General features: G+C 51.0%; 24 protein-coding genes. All 24 read left to right on the top strand.

Annotation, left to right across the window (positions count from 1 at the left end; all coding sequences use genetic code 11):
* The first annotated feature begins 58 nt into the window (after positions 1-58).
* The 24 genes from fusA to secY all read left to right on the top strand — a co-directional run bounded on the left by fusA (position 59) and on the right by secY (position 14,292).
* Positions 59-2,131: an elongation factor G gene (fusA, locus tag ABD796_RS30680; RefSeq protein ID WP_344915662.1), complete on the top strand. Its 2,073-nt coding sequence runs from the start codon at positions 59-61 to the stop codon at positions 2,129-2,131.
* A 33-nt stretch (positions 2,132-2,164) separates the two neighbouring features.
* Positions 2,165-3,355 carry an elongation factor Tu gene (gene tuf / locus ABD796_RS30675; protein ID WP_344915660.1) on the top strand — a complete coding sequence of 397 codons (1,191 nt, stop codon included), beginning with the start codon at positions 2,165-2,167 and terminating at the stop codon, positions 3,353-3,355.
* A gap of 275 nt (positions 3,356-3,630) precedes the next feature.
* Positions 3,631-3,939 carry a 30S ribosomal protein S10 gene (gene rpsJ, locus ABD796_RS30670; protein WP_006212922.1) on the top strand — a complete coding sequence of 103 codons (309 nt, stop codon included), beginning with the start codon at positions 3,631-3,633 and terminating at the stop codon, positions 3,937-3,939.
* Between the two features lie 34 nt (positions 3,940-3,973).
* On the top strand, positions 3,974-4,600 hold the full coding sequence (gene rplC / locus ABD796_RS30665; RefSeq protein WP_344915658.1) for a 50S ribosomal protein L3: 627 nt from the start codon (positions 3,974-3,976) through the stop codon (positions 4,598-4,600).
* 24 nt (positions 4,601-4,624) lie between these two features.
* The gene (gene rplD / locus ABD796_RS30660; protein ID WP_344915656.1) at positions 4,625-5,248 is read left to right on the top strand and encodes a 50S ribosomal protein L4; all 624 of its coding nucleotides are present in this window, start codon (positions 4,625-4,627) and stop codon (positions 5,246-5,248) included.
* Positions 5,248-5,538 carry a 50S ribosomal protein L23 gene (gene rplW / locus ABD796_RS30655; RefSeq protein WP_344915654.1) on the top strand — a complete coding sequence of 97 codons (291 nt, stop codon included), beginning with the start codon at positions 5,248-5,250 and terminating at the stop codon, positions 5,536-5,538. Before rplD ends, rplW begins: the two co-directional genes overlap by 1 nt.
* Positions 5,539-5,564: 26 nt before the next feature.
* Positions 5,565-6,395 carry a 50S ribosomal protein L2 gene (gene rplB / locus ABD796_RS30650; protein ID WP_344915652.1) on the top strand — a complete coding sequence of 277 codons (831 nt, stop codon included), beginning with the start codon at positions 5,565-5,567 and terminating at the stop codon, positions 6,393-6,395.
* 40 nt (positions 6,396-6,435) lie between these two features.
* Positions 6,436-6,708 (top strand): 30S ribosomal protein S19, encoded by a 273-nt coding sequence (gene rpsS, locus ABD796_RS30645; protein ID WP_344915650.1) that lies wholly within the window; start codon positions 6,436-6,438, stop codon positions 6,706-6,708.
* Positions 6,709-6,745: 37 nt separating this feature from the next.
* Positions 6,746-7,078 carry a 50S ribosomal protein L22 gene (gene rplV / locus ABD796_RS30640; protein WP_344915648.1) on the top strand — a complete coding sequence of 111 codons (333 nt, stop codon included), beginning with the start codon at positions 6,746-6,748 and terminating at the stop codon, positions 7,076-7,078.
* Positions 7,079-7,091: 13 nt separating this feature from the next.
* Positions 7,092-7,754, top strand: a complete 663-nt coding sequence (gene rpsC / locus ABD796_RS30635; RefSeq protein ID WP_344915646.1) for a 30S ribosomal protein S3 — start codon at positions 7,092-7,094, stop codon at positions 7,752-7,754.
* Between the two features lie 2 nt (positions 7,755-7,756).
* Entirely contained in the window at positions 7,757-8,194 is a 438-nt protein-coding gene (gene rplP / locus ABD796_RS30630) for a 50S ribosomal protein L16 (RefSeq protein WP_344915644.1), read from the top strand.
* Entirely contained in the window at positions 8,181-8,378 is a 198-nt protein-coding gene (rpmC, locus tag ABD796_RS30625) for a 50S ribosomal protein L29 (protein WP_344915642.1), read from the top strand. Before rplP ends, rpmC begins: the two co-directional genes overlap by 14 nt.
* Positions 8,379-8,403: 25 nt before the next feature.
* Positions 8,404-8,670: a 30S ribosomal protein S17 gene (gene rpsQ / locus ABD796_RS30620; RefSeq protein ID WP_344915640.1), complete on the top strand. Its 267-nt coding sequence runs from the start codon at positions 8,404-8,406 to the stop codon at positions 8,668-8,670.
* Positions 8,671-8,710: 40 nt separating this feature from the next.
* Complete coding sequence (gene rplN / locus ABD796_RS30615) at positions 8,711-9,079, top strand: 50S ribosomal protein L14 (RefSeq protein ID WP_344915638.1); 369 nt, start codon at positions 8,711-8,713, stop codon at positions 9,077-9,079.
* A 59-nt stretch (positions 9,080-9,138) separates the two neighbouring features.
* A complete protein-coding gene (gene rplX / locus ABD796_RS30610; RefSeq protein WP_344915636.1) occupies positions 9,139-9,492 on the top strand; it encodes a 50S ribosomal protein L24 in 354 nt (117 codons plus the stop codon).
* 32 nt (positions 9,493-9,524) lie between these two features.
* On the top strand, positions 9,525-10,067 hold the full coding sequence (gene rplE, locus ABD796_RS30605) for a 50S ribosomal protein L5 (protein WP_344915633.1): 543 nt from the start codon (positions 9,525-9,527) through the stop codon (positions 10,065-10,067).
* Between the two features lie 33 nt (positions 10,068-10,100).
* On the top strand, positions 10,101-10,286 hold the full coding sequence (locus ABD796_RS30600; protein WP_120751514.1) for a type Z 30S ribosomal protein S14: 186 nt from the start codon (positions 10,101-10,103) through the stop codon (positions 10,284-10,286).
* 33 nt (positions 10,287-10,319) lie between these two features.
* Complete coding sequence (rpsH, locus tag ABD796_RS30595) at positions 10,320-10,718, top strand: 30S ribosomal protein S8 (protein ID WP_344915630.1); 399 nt, start codon at positions 10,320-10,322, stop codon at positions 10,716-10,718.
* Positions 10,719-10,748: 30 nt separating this feature from the next.
* Positions 10,749-11,291 carry a 50S ribosomal protein L6 gene (gene rplF / locus ABD796_RS30590; protein ID WP_344915629.1) on the top strand — a complete coding sequence of 181 codons (543 nt, stop codon included), beginning with the start codon at positions 10,749-10,751 and terminating at the stop codon, positions 11,289-11,291.
* A gap of 94 nt (positions 11,292-11,385) precedes the next feature.
* Positions 11,386-11,754, top strand: coding sequence for a 50S ribosomal protein L18 (gene rplR, locus ABD796_RS30585; protein ID WP_344915628.1), 369 nt, complete (start codon positions 11,386-11,388; stop codon positions 11,752-11,754).
* A gap of 29 nt (positions 11,755-11,783) precedes the next feature.
* The gene (rpsE, locus tag ABD796_RS30580; RefSeq protein ID WP_138883727.1) at positions 11,784-12,281 is read left to right on the top strand and encodes a 30S ribosomal protein S5; all 498 of its coding nucleotides are present in this window, start codon (positions 11,784-11,786) and stop codon (positions 12,279-12,281) included.
* A gap of 13 nt (positions 12,282-12,294) precedes the next feature.
* Positions 12,295-12,477, top strand: coding sequence for a 50S ribosomal protein L30 (gene rpmD / locus ABD796_RS30575; protein ID WP_344915627.1), 183 nt, complete (start codon positions 12,295-12,297; stop codon positions 12,475-12,477).
* 67 nt (positions 12,478-12,544) lie between these two features.
* The gene (gene rplO / locus ABD796_RS30570) at positions 12,545-12,985 is read left to right on the top strand and encodes a 50S ribosomal protein L15 (RefSeq protein ID WP_344915626.1); all 441 of its coding nucleotides are present in this window, start codon (positions 12,545-12,547) and stop codon (positions 12,983-12,985) included.
* A complete protein-coding gene (gene secY / locus ABD796_RS30565) occupies positions 12,985-14,292 on the top strand; it encodes a preprotein translocase subunit SecY (protein WP_344915625.1) in 1,308 nt (435 codons plus the stop codon). Before rplO ends, secY begins: the two co-directional genes overlap by 1 nt.
* Positions 14,293-14,324 lie beyond the last annotated feature (32 nt).

The following is a 14,324-nucleotide window of genomic DNA, read 5'->3' as shown; positions in this document are numbered from 1 at the left end:
AGGCTTCCTAGGGAGTCTTTCTACATAACCCAACTACATCTTGAAAGGAGAAGATCATATGGCAAGAGAGTTCTCCTTAGCGAAGACACGCAATATCGGGATTATGGCGCATATCGATGCCGGCAAAACGACCACGACCGAACGGATTCTGTTCTTTACAGGCCGTACCCACAAAATCGGCGAAGTGCACGAAGGTGCAGCGACGATGGACTGGATGGAGCAGGAGCAGGAGCGCGGGATTACGATTACATCCGCAGCTACGACCTGTCAGTGGAAAGAACACCGGATCAACATTATCGATACGCCGGGACACGTAGACTTCACGGTCGAAGTGGAACGCTCCCTGCGCGTGCTTGACGGAGCCGTTGGTGTATTCAGCGCCAAAGAAGGCGTTGAGCCCCAATCCGAGACCGTCTGGAGACAGGCGGATAAATACGGTGTACCGCGGGTTGCGTATGTCAATAAGATGGATATCATCGGCGCCGATTTCCTCGGCGTAATTGACCAAATGCGCGATCGGTTGAAAGCCAATGCGGTCGCTATTCAACTTCCGATCGGAGCCGAGGCTGATTTCAAAGGCATCGTCGACCTGGTTGAGCAAGTTGCGTATATTTTCAAAGACGATCAAGGCAAATTCGAACAAGAAGAAATTCCGGCTGACTTGCTTTCTAAAGTCGCGGAGCTTCGTACCGAGCTTGTTGAGAAAGTCGCTGAATTGGATGAAGAGCTGACGATGAAATATCTGGAGGGAGAAGAAATCTCCATCCCGGAAATCAAAGCCGCTCTGCGCAAAGGCGTGTGCGAAGTGAAAATCTTCCCGGTCATTTGCGGTTCGTCCTACAAAAACAAAGGGGTTCAGCTTATGCTGGACGCCGTGGTCGATTACTTGCCGGCTCCGATCGATGTACCGGACATTCGCGGTACGCTCGAAGACGGAACCGAAGTAAGCCGCAAATCGAGCGATTCGGAGCCGTTCTCGGCGCTGGCGTTCAAAATTGCGACCGACCCGTATGTCGGTAAGCTGACGTTCTTCCGTGTTTACTCCGGCGTGCTTCAATCCGGTTCCTACGTATTGAATGCTACAAAGGGCAAGCGCGAACGGATCGGACGTATTCTGCAGATGCACGCCAACAGCCGTCAAGAAATCAGTGAAGTATACGCTGGTGATATCGCGGCTGCGGTAGGTCTGAAAGATACGATTACCGGCGATACGCTGTGCGACGAGAAAAACCCGGTTATTCTGGAGTCGATGAACTTCCCGGATCCGGTTATCGACATCGCCGTTGAGCCGAAAACGAAAGCCGACCAAGACAAGATGGGCGTAGCCCTCTCCAAATTGGCCGAAGAAGATCCGACCTTCCGTTACTACACCGACGAAGAAACGGGCCAAACGATCATTCAAGGTATGGGCGAGCTCCACCTTGAAATTATCGTCGACCGTATGCTTCGCGAGTTCAGAGTGGAAACGAACGTGGGCAAGCCGCAAGTTGCTTACCGCGAAAGATTCCGTACTCCGGCGAGAGTCGAAGGGAAATTCGTACGCCAATCCGGCGGACGCGGTCAATACGGTCACGTATGGATCGAGTTCGAACCGCTGGAACCGGGTTCGGGCTTCCAATTCGAGAACAAAATCGTCGGCGGCGTAGTTCCAAGAGAATACATTCCTGCCGTTCAGGCCGGTATCGAAGAATCGATGAAAAACGGCGTTCTCGCCGGATATCCGCTCGTGGATCTGAAAGCCCGTATCGTTGACGGCTCTTACCACGATGTTGACTCCAGCGAAATGGCGTTCAAAATCGCCGGTTCGATGGCTTTGAAAGCAGCGAAAGACAAGTGTAACCCGGCCATTCTTGAGCCGATCATGAAAGTCGAAGTTACCGTTCCGGACGAGTACATGGGCGATGTAATGGGCGACTTGAACTCCCGCCGCGGCCGTATCGAAGGTATGGATTCCCGTGCCGGCGCACAAGTTATCCGTTCCAAAGTACCGCTCTCCGAAATGTTCGGTTATTCCACGACGCTCCGCTCGCGTACGCAAGGTCGCGGCGTATACTCGATGGAAATATCCCATTATGAAGAAGTGCCTAAGAATATTGCAGAAGAAATTATTGCAAAGAACAAGGGCGCATAATCATACTCTCTTATTAGAGGAGGAATTGTTGTCATGGCAAAAGCAAAATTTGAACGCAACAAACCGCACGTTAACATCGGTACCATCGGTCACGTTGACCATGGTAAAACTACGCTGACGGCGGCAATTACTACGGTTTTGGCGAAAAGATACGGCGGTAGCGCTGTAGCGTTCGACCAAATCGACAAAGCGCCTGAAGAGCGCGAGCGCGGTATCACGATCTCGACGGCACACGTTGAGTATGAAACGCCTAATCGCCACTATGCACACGTTGACTGCCCTGGACACGCCGACTATGTTAAAAACATGATCACCGGCGCTGCTCAAATGGACGGAGCGATTCTGGTTGTATCCGCAGCTGACGGCCCAATGCCGCAAACTCGCGAACACATCCTGCTCTCCCGCAACGTAGGCGTTCCTTACATCGTCGTATTCCTGAACAAATGCGACACTGTCGAGGACGAAGAATTGCTCGAGCTCGTTGAAATGGAAGTTCGCGACCTGCTGAACGAGTACGAATTCCCTGGCGACGACACGCCGATTGTCCGCGGTTCCGCTCGCGAAGCGTTGCAAAATCCGGATGGTCAATGGGCTGACAAAATCGTCGAATTGTTTGAGCATATCGATACCTACATCCCTGAGCCTGTACGCGACACTGACAAGCCTTTCTTGATGCCTGTCGAGGACGTGTTCACGATCACGGGTCGCGGTACGGTTGCTACCGGTCGTATCGAGCGCGGTACGGTTAAAGTCGGCGACGAAATCGAAATCATCGGCCTGGCCGAAGATACTCGCAAATCCATCGTTACCGGCGTAGAAATGTTCCGCAAGTTGCTCGACTCCGCTCAAGCGGGCGACAACATCGGCGCACTGCTGCGTGGCGTTGACCGTAAAGATATCGAGCGCGGACAAGTATTGGCAAAGCCGAACTCGGTTAAGCCTCACACGAACTTCACTGCTCAAGTTTACGTCCTGACCAAAGAAGAAGGTGGCCGTCATAAGCCTTTCTTCACGGGTTACCGTCCGCAGTTCTACTTCCGTACGACGGACGTAACGGGTATCATCAACCTGCCGGAAGGCACTGAGATGGTTATGCCGGGCGACAACATCGCCGTAACGGTTGAACTGATCGCTCCGATCGCTCTCGAAGAAGGCACTCGCTTCTCGATTCGCGAAGGCGGCCGTACAGTTGGATCAGGCGCTGTTGTAACGATTACGAAGTAAGCTCATGCGAGCTTTTGGCTCGCAAAGCTACAATATAATAGAAGAAACAGTCCTCGGCGGAGACGTCGGGGGCTTTCTTTTCGTTTTTTGAAAACTTTTGTGAAAATTTCTTGCTTTCCTTCTCGATTTTTTATATAATAGTGAGCGTTGGTCTGTGACGTTGCGATGATGCGAGAGGTTGCTGACACACCCGGCCCCTTTGCCATGGGGAAGGCGTCAGGGGATTTTCGCGGAGTATGTCCGATACAAATTGGGCGATAGAAGGAGGGAACAATATGGCAAAGCAAAAGATTCGTATCCGCTTGAAGGCTTACGATCACAGAGTGCTCGATCAATCCGCAGAAAAAATCGTCGAAACGGCGAAACGTTCCGGTGCAGGAGTGTCCGGTCCGATTCCGTTGCCGACGGAAAAGCAAATCATCACGATTTTGCGCGCGGTGCACAAGTACAAGGATTCCAGAGAGCAGTTCGAAATGCGCACACACAAGCGTCTGATCGACATCGTGAATCCGACTCCGCAAACGGTCGACGCTTTGATGCGCTTGGATCTGCCATCCGGTGTAGATATCGAAATTAAGCTTTAATATTCCGTAACTGCAAAAGAAAAGAGGTGTCAACATGAAAGGTATCTTAGGAAAAAAACTGGGTATGACTCAGTTGTTTGCCGCTGACGGTACGGTAATTCCGGTAACTGTCATCCAAGCGGGTCCTTGCGTCGTTCTGCAAAAGAAGGACCAGGATAACGATGGATACGAAGCGATCCAAATCGGCTTCGACGACAAAAAAGAAAAGAACGCGACTAAACCTGCGATTGGTCATGCCAAGAAGGCCAATGCCGCACCTAAGCGCTACATCAAGGAGATTCGCGGTGCAGATCTGGGCGCATATGAAGTTGGCCAGGAGCTGAAAGCCGATCTCTTCGCCGAAGGCGAGTATGTTGACGTAACGGGTACTTCCAAAGGTAAAGGAACAGCTGGCGCAATCAAACGTTGGGGCTTCTCCCGCGGACCGATGGCTCACGGCTCGAAATATCATCGCGGCGCCGGTTCTCAGGCAATCGCCCGCACAAGTAACAAAGTTCCGAAAGGCAAGAAAAATGCCGGCCGGATGGGCAACGAAACGATTACGGTTCAAAAGCTGCAAGTCATTAAAGTCGATGCCGAGCGCAACGTCATTCTGGTTAAAGGCTCCATTCCTGGACCTAGAAACAGCTATGTCAGCGTAAAGTCGACTATTAAGCAATAAGGTAACCAGGAAGGAGGAACAAACATGCCAAAAGTAGCACTGTTTAACGTGAGCGGAGCGCAAGTAGGCGAAGTCGAACTCGCGGAAGCGGTATTCGGCATCGAACCTAACAAGTACGTCGTTCATTCCGCAGTCGTATTGCAACAAGCTTCCCGGCGTCTGGGCACGCACAAGACGAAAGGCCGTTCGGAAGTTCGTGGCGGCGGTCGTAAGCCTTGGAAGCAAAAGGGGACAGGCCGCGCTCGTCAGGGTAGCATTCGCTCCCCGCAATGGAAAGGCGGCGGTGTCGTCTTCGGACCGACTCCTCGTAGCTACGGCTTTAAACTGCCGAAAAAAGTTCGTCGTCTCGCTATTAAATCCGTGCTGTCGTCTAAAGTGATCGATAGCGAAATTATCGTGCTGGATCAATTGTCTTTGGCAGCACCGAAGACAAAAGAGTTTGCCGCGATCCTGAACAACCTGAAAGTGGAACGCAAAGCTTTGGTTGTGACCGGCAGCTACGACGATAATGTGGCATTGTCCACTCGCAACATTCCGGGTGTGAAGTTCGTATCCGCCGAAGGAATTAACGTACTTGACGTGCTGGCTCACGACAAGCTGATCATCACGAAGGATGCAGTTCAGAAAGTAGAGGAGGTGCTTGCGTAATGAAGAACCCACGCGATATTATCAAGCGCCCGATTATTTCTGAAAAGTCCAGCGATTTGATGGGCATCAACACGTATGTGTTTGAAGTCGACAAACGCGCGAACAAGACGGAAATCAAGTTGGCGATTCAGGATATCTTTAAGACTAAGGTCGAAAAAGTAAACACGATGATCGTTCCGGCCAAACCGAAACGTTATGGCCGTCATTCTGGCTATACGAGCGAATGGAAAAAAGCGATCGTAGTTTTGGGCAAAGACAGCAAGCCGTTGGAATTCTTTGAAACGGTTTAATTTTATGAAGCAAGGAGGGAAACGAAGTGCCAATCAAATCGTTTAAGCCGACATCGCCTTCCAAGCGCGAGATGACGGTTTCTACATTCGAAGAGATTACGGCTTCCAAACCGGAGAAGTCTTTGCTGGCTCCACTGAGCGGCAAAGCCGGCCGTAACAATCAAGGCAAAATTACGGTACGCCATCAAGGCGGCGGACATAAGCGCAAATACCGGATCATCGACTTCAAGCGCAACAAGGACGGAATACCAGGACGCGTTGCTTCTATTGAGTATGATCCTAACCGTACGGCCAACATCGCGTTGATCAACTACGCGGATGGCGAGAAGCGTTACATTCTTTCGCCGAAAGGTCTGAAAGTCGGAGACGTCGTATATTCCGGTCCTACTTCGGATATTAAAATCGGCAACGCTCTGCCTCTCGAAAACATTCCTGTCGGTTCCGTTATTCACAATATCGAGCTGAAGCCTGGCAAAGGCGGCCAATTGGTACGCGCTGCCGGTACGCAAGCTCAATTGCTCGGTAAAGAAGGCGAGTACGTTTCGATCCGTTTGTCCTCCGGAGAAATGCGCCGCATTCTGAAAGTATGCCGCGCCACGATCGGTACGGTAGGCAACGAAGACCATGAGTTGATCAACATCGGTAAAGCAGGACGTAACCGTTGGTTGGGCAAGCGCCCTACCGTTCGCGGCGTCGTCATGAACCCGGTCGATCACCCTCACGGCGGTGGCGAAGGCCGCGCTCCGATCGGACGCAAGTCGCCTATGTCCCCTTGGGGCAAGCCAACGCTCGGATACAAAACGCGCAAGAAGAAAAAGGCGTCCAACAAATACATCATCCGTCGTCGCACGAAGTAAGCACGGACAGTTACGGTTGGATGAAAGGAGGATTTCGTAAATGGGCCGCAGTTTGAAAAAAGGACCTTTTGTGGACGACTACTTGCTGAAAAAAGTAGAGGCAGTTGGCCAAAAGAAAACCGTCATCAAGACTTGGTCTCGCCGTTCGACCATTTTCCCTCAGTTCGTTGGGAACACGTTCGCCGTATATGACGGCAGAAAGCACGTGCCAGTATACGTAACGGAAGATATGGTTGGACATAAGTTGGGCGAATTCGCGCCGACTCGCACGTATAAAGGTCATGACGACGACAAGAAAACCGGCAAGCGCTAATTCGTAAACCAGCACCTGTTTGAGAGGAGGTTCATCCATGCAAGCAAAGGCACATGCGAATCATATTCGCATCGCTCCTCGTAAAGTGAGACTCGTAATCGATTTGATTCGGGGCAAGCAAGTAGGCGATGCAGTTGCTATATTGCGCAATACACCGCGTTCCGCATCTCCGGTCGTGGAAAAATTGCTGAACTCGGCTATCGCGAACGCCGAGCATAACTTCTCCCTCGACCCGAACAAACTGGTCGTGGCTGAAGCTTACGTGGACCAAGGTCCGACATTGAAACGGATTCGTCCGCGTTCGCAAGGTCGGGCATTTAAAATTTTGAAGCGGACCAGCCACATTACTTTGGTGGTATCTGAAAAATAAGGAGGGATAAGGTGTGGGTCAGAAGGTAAGCCCGGTTGGCTTGAGAATTGGTGTTATCCGCGATTGGGAATCCAAATGGTATGCCGATAAAGAGTTCGGTACGCTGCTTATGGAAGACGTCAAAATTCGCGAGTATTTGAAAAACAAGCTGAAAGACTCGGCTGTTTCTCATATCGATATCGAACGTGCGGCTAACCGCGTCAACGTCACGATTCATACGGCTAAGCCCGGTATGGTAATCGGTAAAGGCGGTGCGGAAGTAGAAGTTATCCGCAATCACATCGCAGGTATGTCGGGCAAAAAAGTCCACATTAACATAGCGGAAATCAAAAATCCTGAGCTTGACGCGATTTTGGTTGCCGAAAGCATCGCACAACAGCTGGAACGCCGCATTTCGTTCCGCCGCGCGATGAAACAAGCGATTCAACGTACGATGAGAGCAGGAGCCAAAGGAATTAAAACGGGAGTAAGCGGACGTCTTGGCGGAGCTGAAATCGCCCGTAGCGAAGGGTATAGCGAAGGTACGGTGCCTCTTCACACGCTGCGCGCGGATATCGACTACGGTACGGCTGAAGCACATACGACATACGGACGGATCGGCGTTAAAGTCTGGATCTATCGCGGTGAAGTTCTTCCAACAGCGAAGAAAAAGGGTGTTCAGGAAGGAGGAAACTAATCATGTTATTGCCTAAACGCGTCAAACACCGCAAAGAGCAACGCGGTAATATGAAAGGCCGCGCCAAAGGCGGCACGGACATCGCGTTCGGCGAATACGGATTGCAAGCTCTCGAGCCGTCTTGGGTAACCAACCGTCAAATCGAAGCAGCCCGTATTGCCATGACCCGTTATATCAAACGGGGCGGTAAAGTATGGATTAAAATTTTCCCTTCCAAGCCGATTACGCAAAAACCTCTTGAGGTACGGATGGGTAGCGGTAAAGGTAACGTCGAGAAATGGGTAGCCGTCGTCAAGCCGGGCAAAATTTTGTTCGAACTGGCTGGGGTGAGCGAAGAGATCGCACGCGAAGCGATGCGCCTTGCTTCCCATAAGCTCCCGATCAAGACGAAATTTGTGAAACGAGAAGAAGTGGGTGGTGAAGCAAATGAAAGCCAGTGAATTTCGCAACCTGACCACTGCTGAAATCGAGCAAAAGGTTTCCGGATTCAAGGAAGAGTTGTTCAACCTCCGTTTTCAATTGGCAACGGGCCAACTGGACAATCCGATTCGTCTTCGTGAGCTTCGCAGGGAGATTGCCCGCGCGAAGACCGTGATACGGCAAAGAGAACTCGGAATCAGCTGACAATAGGTAGAGAGGAGGGCAATCGATGGCACAAGAACGTAACGAACGCAAAGTGCAAATCGGTAAAGTCGTAAGCGATAAGATGGAAAAAACGATCGTTGTCGCCGTAGAGACTTACAAGAAGCACAGCTTGTACCACAAGCGGATCAAGTATACGAAGAAATTCAAAGCGCATGACGAGAACAATGAAGCGAAGATCGGCGATACGGTCAAAATCATGGAGACTCGCCCGCTGTCGAAAGACAAACGGTTCAGACTCGTGGAAATCGTGGAAAAAGCGGTTCTCGTATAAATCGGACAATCTCATACACATTTGAAAGGAGGACAATCCGATGATTCAACCATTTACACGTATGATTTCCGCCGACAATTCCGGCGCAAAGCAATTGATGTGCATTCGCGTTCTTGGCGGAACAGGCCGTCGCGTAGGTCACATTGGAGATCTGATCATTTGCTCCGTGAAAGAAGCAACACCAGGTGGCGTTGTCAAGAAGGGCGATGTAGTAAAAGCCGTTATCGTGCGTACGAAGCGTTCTACGCGTCGTAAAGACGGTTCTTACATTCGTTTCGACGAGAACGCAGCCGTTATCGTCAAAGACGACAAGAGCCCGCGCGGTACCCGTATTTTTGGCCCAGTCGCCCGCGAACTTCGCGATAAAGACTTTATGAAGATCGTATCCCTGGCTCCGGAAGTTATCTAACTTGCCGCCAGCCTTAACCGGATGGACATGTGCTCCCGAGTATTGGAGGTGTAACGAAAATGCCGAAAGCAAAAAAACAACTGGAGTCCCACAACAACAAGCTCCATGTGAAAAAAGAAGACACGGTAATCGTCATTACCGGTAAAGATAAAGGTAAAAAAGGTCGCGTCATCGCCGCTTATCCGCGCGAAAACCGCGTTCTCGTCGAAGGCGTGAACATGGTGAAGAAGCACCAAAAGCCGAATCAGCAAAACCCGCAAGGCGGAATTCTCAATCAGGAAGCGCCGATTCACGTCTCCAACGTGATGCTGCTCGACCCGAAAAGCGGAAAACCGACGCGCGTAGGTTACAAAGTGCTGGATAACGGCAGCAAAGTGCGCGTAGCGAAGAAATCCGGCGAAGTGATCGACTAATTAACTTGGCTTAGAAAGGAGGTCCATCCTTAATGGCAACCAGAATGAAAGATCGTTTTCTGAACGAAGTGACTCCTGCTCTGATGCAGAAGTTTAACTATACGACTGTGATGCAAGTTCCGAAAATCGAGAAAGTCGTTATCAATATGGGTGTAGGCGACGCGGTAGGCAACTCCAAAGTCATCGACACGGCCGTCAACGATATGCAAATTATCGCCGGTCAAAAACCTGTTGTAACGCGCGCTAAAAAATCGATCGCAGGCTTCAAAGTTCGCGAGAACATGCCGATCGGGGTTAAGGTCACGCTTCGCGGCGACCGCATGTACTACTTCTTGGATAAGCTGTTCAACATTGCGCTGCCGCGCGTACGCGACTTCCGCGGGGTATCGAAGAAAGCTTTCGACGGACGCGGAAACTACACGCTGGGCGTAAAGGAACAACTGATCTTCCCGGAAATCGAGTATGACAAAGTAGATAAAGTGCGCGGAATGGACATCGTTATCGTCACGACTGCCAAAACGGACGAAGAATCCCGCGAGCTGTTGGAACAACTCGGGATGCCGTTCGTGAAATAAGATCGGAAATCTGTAGAGTTCGGAGGTGTAACAGTGGCAAAAACTTCGATGATCATCAAGCAGCAACGTAAACCGAAATTCAAGGTTCAAGCTTACACGCGTTGCGAACGCTGCGGCCGTCCCCATTCGGTACTGCGCAAGTTCAAAATTTGCCGTATCTGTTTCCGTGAATTGGCTTACAAAGGTCAAATTCCTGGCGTGAAAAAAGCAAGCTGGTAATCAACCCGTCTTTAGGAAGGAGGTTCGCAACTAATGGTTATGTCAGATCCAATTGCAGATATGCTTACACGCATTCGCAATGCAAACGTGGTGCGTCATGAAACGGTGGAAGTTCCCGCTTCGAAAATCAAGAGAGAAATCGCCGAGATTTTGAAGAAAGAGGGCTTCATCCGCGACGCTGAATATATCGAAGATAGCAAACAAGGGATCATCCGTATGTTCCTCAAATACGGCCCCAACCAAGAGCGCGTCATCACCGGCCTGAAACGTATCAGCAAACCGGGGCTGCGCGTATATGCAAAAAGCCAGGAAGTACCGAAGGTGCTCGGCGGTCTCGGACTCGCTATCCTCTCGACTTCCAAAGGCGTTATGAGCGACAAGGACGCTCGCCAGTCGAAATCCGGCGGCGAAGTCATCTGCTACGTATGGTAATCCACATCGTGTAAGAATGGAGGTGCAACAATGTCTCGTATTGGTCGTAAACCCATTACGATCCCGTCTGGGGTAAATGTTTCTTTGGATAATACGCTCATTACGGTAAACGGTCCGAAAGGGACGCTGAGCCGCGAGCTGCATAAAGATATGAAAGTCGTTGTGGAAGAGAACCTGATTAACGTAGAACGTCCTTCCGACAACAAACTGCACCGTTCCCTTCACGGTACGACCCGCAGCGTGATCAACAACATGGTGAGCGGCGTAACGGAAGGTTTCTCCAAATCGCTTGATCTCGTAGGCGTCGGCTACCGTGCCAACAAAACGGGCAACAAGCTCGTGTTGAACGTAGGCTACTCGCATCCGGTCGAGATCGTTCCAGAGGGCGGTATCGAGTTCGAAGTACCTACGAACACTAAAATTATCGTAAGAGGCATCGACAAGGAGCTTGTCGGAGCTACGGCTGCGAAAGTGCGTTCCGTACGCGAGCCTGAGCCGTATAAAGGCAAAGGAATCAAGTATGAAGGCGAACGCATTATCCGTAAGGAAGGCAAAGCCGGCAAGAAGAAGTAACCGTCCGCTTCCGGCTGCTTGATCCGCTAAGGATCGCTTAAACGACTAAGAAGCAGTAGAGGCTTCTTGGCAGAAAGGAAGGAGTGAACACCCGATGATTACTAAAGGCGATAAGAACAAAGCCCGTCATAAAAGACATCTGCGCGTGCGCAAGAAGATCAAGGGCACGCAGGAGCGTCCACGTTTGAATATTTTCCGTTCCTCCAAGCATATGTACGCTCAATTGGTCGACGATATCAACGGCGTAACGATTGCATCCGCATCGACGCAGGATAAAGAGCTGAAAGAGCAAGTCGAGAACGGTGGCAACACCGAGGCGGCTCAAAAAGTCGGCTCTCTCGTGGCACAACGCGCTAAGGAAAAAGGTATCGACAAAGTGGTTTTCGACCGCGGCGGATACTTGTACCACGGCCGTGTACAGGCGCTTGCTGATGCAGCCCGCGAAGCTGGGCTTGAGTTCTAAACGAAATCTCTAATAAGGAGGTAAACGACTTGCGTGTAGATCCCAATACATTGGACCTGAAGGAAAAGCTGGTTAACCTGAATCGCGTAGCCAAGGTTGTTAAAGGCGGACGCCGTTTCAGCTTTAGCGCTCTTGTCGTCGTTGGCGACGGCAACGGTTGGGTAGGCGCGGGTATCGGCAAAGCCGGCGAAGTACCGGACGCCATCCGCAAAGGCATCGAAGACGCCAAGAAAAACCTGATTCACGTGCCTATCGTAGGTACTACGATTCCGCATCAGGTTATCGGCCATTTTGGAGCCGGTCGTGTTCTTTTGAAGCCTGCTTCGAAAGGTACAGGAGTTATCGCCGGTGGCCCGGTTCGCGCTGTTTTGGAACTGGCTGGCATTGGCGACATTTTGACGAAATCGCTCGGATCTTCCAACTCCATCAACATGGTTAATGCGACATTGGAAGGTTTGCAACGTTTGAAGCGGGCTGAAGATGTAGCTAAGCTTCGCGGCAAAACGGTTGAAGAGCTTCTCGGTTAAGGAGGGGAAACGAATGGCCAAGCAATTGCAAATCACCCTCAAGCGCAGCTTGATCGGCCGCCCGGAAAGCCAACGTGTAACCGTAAGAACGCTCGGTTTGCGGAAGCTCCACCAATCGGTCGTTCATAACGATGCGCCGACGGTTCGCGGCATGATTAACAAAGTCAGCCACCTGGTTGAAGTCAAAGAAGTGTAAGTTTCGACAAGCCTATGACGACGAACGGATTCGTTCGTTTTTACAATCTTGATGAGGAGGTGCACCGATGAAGTTACACGAACTTTCACCTGCACCGGGTTCGAAGAAAACTCGCAACCGTGTAGGTCGCGGGATCGGAAGCGGCAACGGGAAAACTTCAGGTAAAGGTCACAAAGGTCAAAACGCACGCTCCGGCGGCGGCGTCCGTCCGGGCTTCGAAGGCGGACAGAACCCTCTGTATCGTCGTTTGCCTAAGCGCGGTTTTAACAATCGCTTCCGTACGGAATATGCGATTGTCAACCTGAGCGATTTGAATCAATTTTCGGCAGGAACGGAAGTGACTCCGGAACTGCTTTTGCAATCGGGTGTTGTGAAAAACCCGAAAGACGGCATCAAGATTTTGGGTAACGGCGAGCTGACCGTCGTATTGACGGTTAAGGCGAATAAGTTCTCTGAATCTGCCGTCGAAAAGATCCAGGCTGCCGGCGGTAAAACCGAGGTGATTTGATGTTCAAGACGTTGTCCAACATCATGAAGGTACAAGATCTGAGAAGAAGAATTATTTTTACTCTTCTCCTCCTGATCGTGTACCGCATCGGCGCTTTTATTCCGGTGCCGAACATCGATTCGGAAATACTGAAAAGCATCGATCAATCGAGCAGCGGGGGCGTATTCGGCTTGCTGAATACATTCTCCGGCGGCGCCTTGTTCCAGTTCTCGATCTTCGCCTTGGGGATTATGCCATACATTACGGCTTCGATTATCGTTCAGCTGTTGTCTATGGATGTTATCCCCCGTTTCGCCCAATGGGCGAAGGAAGGTGAAGTCGGACGCAAGAAGCTCGGGCAAATTACCCGTTACGGCACGATCGTACTCGGTTTGATCCAAGCTTACAGTGTTGCGTTCGGTTTTAACCGTTTGTATAGCATGCAGCTGGTTACCGATCCCGGATTTACTACGTATTTGTTGATTGCGATCGTATTGACGGCGGGTACCGCCTTCCTGATGTGGCTGGGTGAGCAAATTACCGAGCACGGCATCGGCAATGGGATCTCGATTATCATCTTCGCCGGGATTATCGCTTCGATTCCGAACGTGATCAACATCGTGTACCTGCATCTGTTTGCCGATTCGGCAAGCGGCGCGCTGTTCCTGAACATCCTGAAGGTACTGATCATTCTGATCGTCATCGTGGCGATTCTGGTCGGGGTTATCTTCGTTCAGCAAGGCGTACGGAAAATTCCGGTGCAATATACGAAACGTGTTGTCGGACGTAAAATGTACGGCGGCCAATCGACGCACATTCCGTTGAAAGTTAACGCAGCTGGGGTTATCCCGGTTATCTTCGCTTCATCGTTGCTCGTGTTTCCGCCTACGATTGCACAGTTTTGGCGCGGGAACGTCGTGGCCGACTGGATTATCCACAATCTGTCCTACACTGCTGCCCTTGGCATGGTGCTGTACGTATTGTTGATCGTCGGGTTCACGTACTTCTACACCTTCGTGCAAATCAATCCGGTACAAATGGCCGATCAAATGAAGAAAAACGGGGGCTACATTCCGGGTATTCGTCCCGGCAAGCCGACTGCGACCTACTTGACGCGCGTCATGACCCGCATTACGTTGTCCGGCGCAATTTTTCTGGCGCTTATTTCGATTTTGCCGGTGTTCTTCACCAACCTGGCGGGTCTTCCGCAGCAAGTTACGATTGGCGGTACCTCGCTTCTTATCGTAATCGGGGTTGCGCTGGAGACCATGAAGCAGATCGAAAGCCAATTGATCAAACGCCACTACAAAGGGTTTATCAATAAATAACGCATGTGGGACGTTTTCGCCAGTGGGAAACA

It is taken from the genome of Paenibacillus hodogayensis (assembly GCF_039536325.1).
Taxonomy (GTDB): domain Bacteria; phylum Bacillota; class Bacilli; order Paenibacillales; family NBRC-103111; genus Paenibacillus_AB; species Paenibacillus_AB hodogayensis.
Note: the sequence above shows the minus strand (reverse complement) of the source record. Positions and strands in the feature narration are given on the sequence as shown.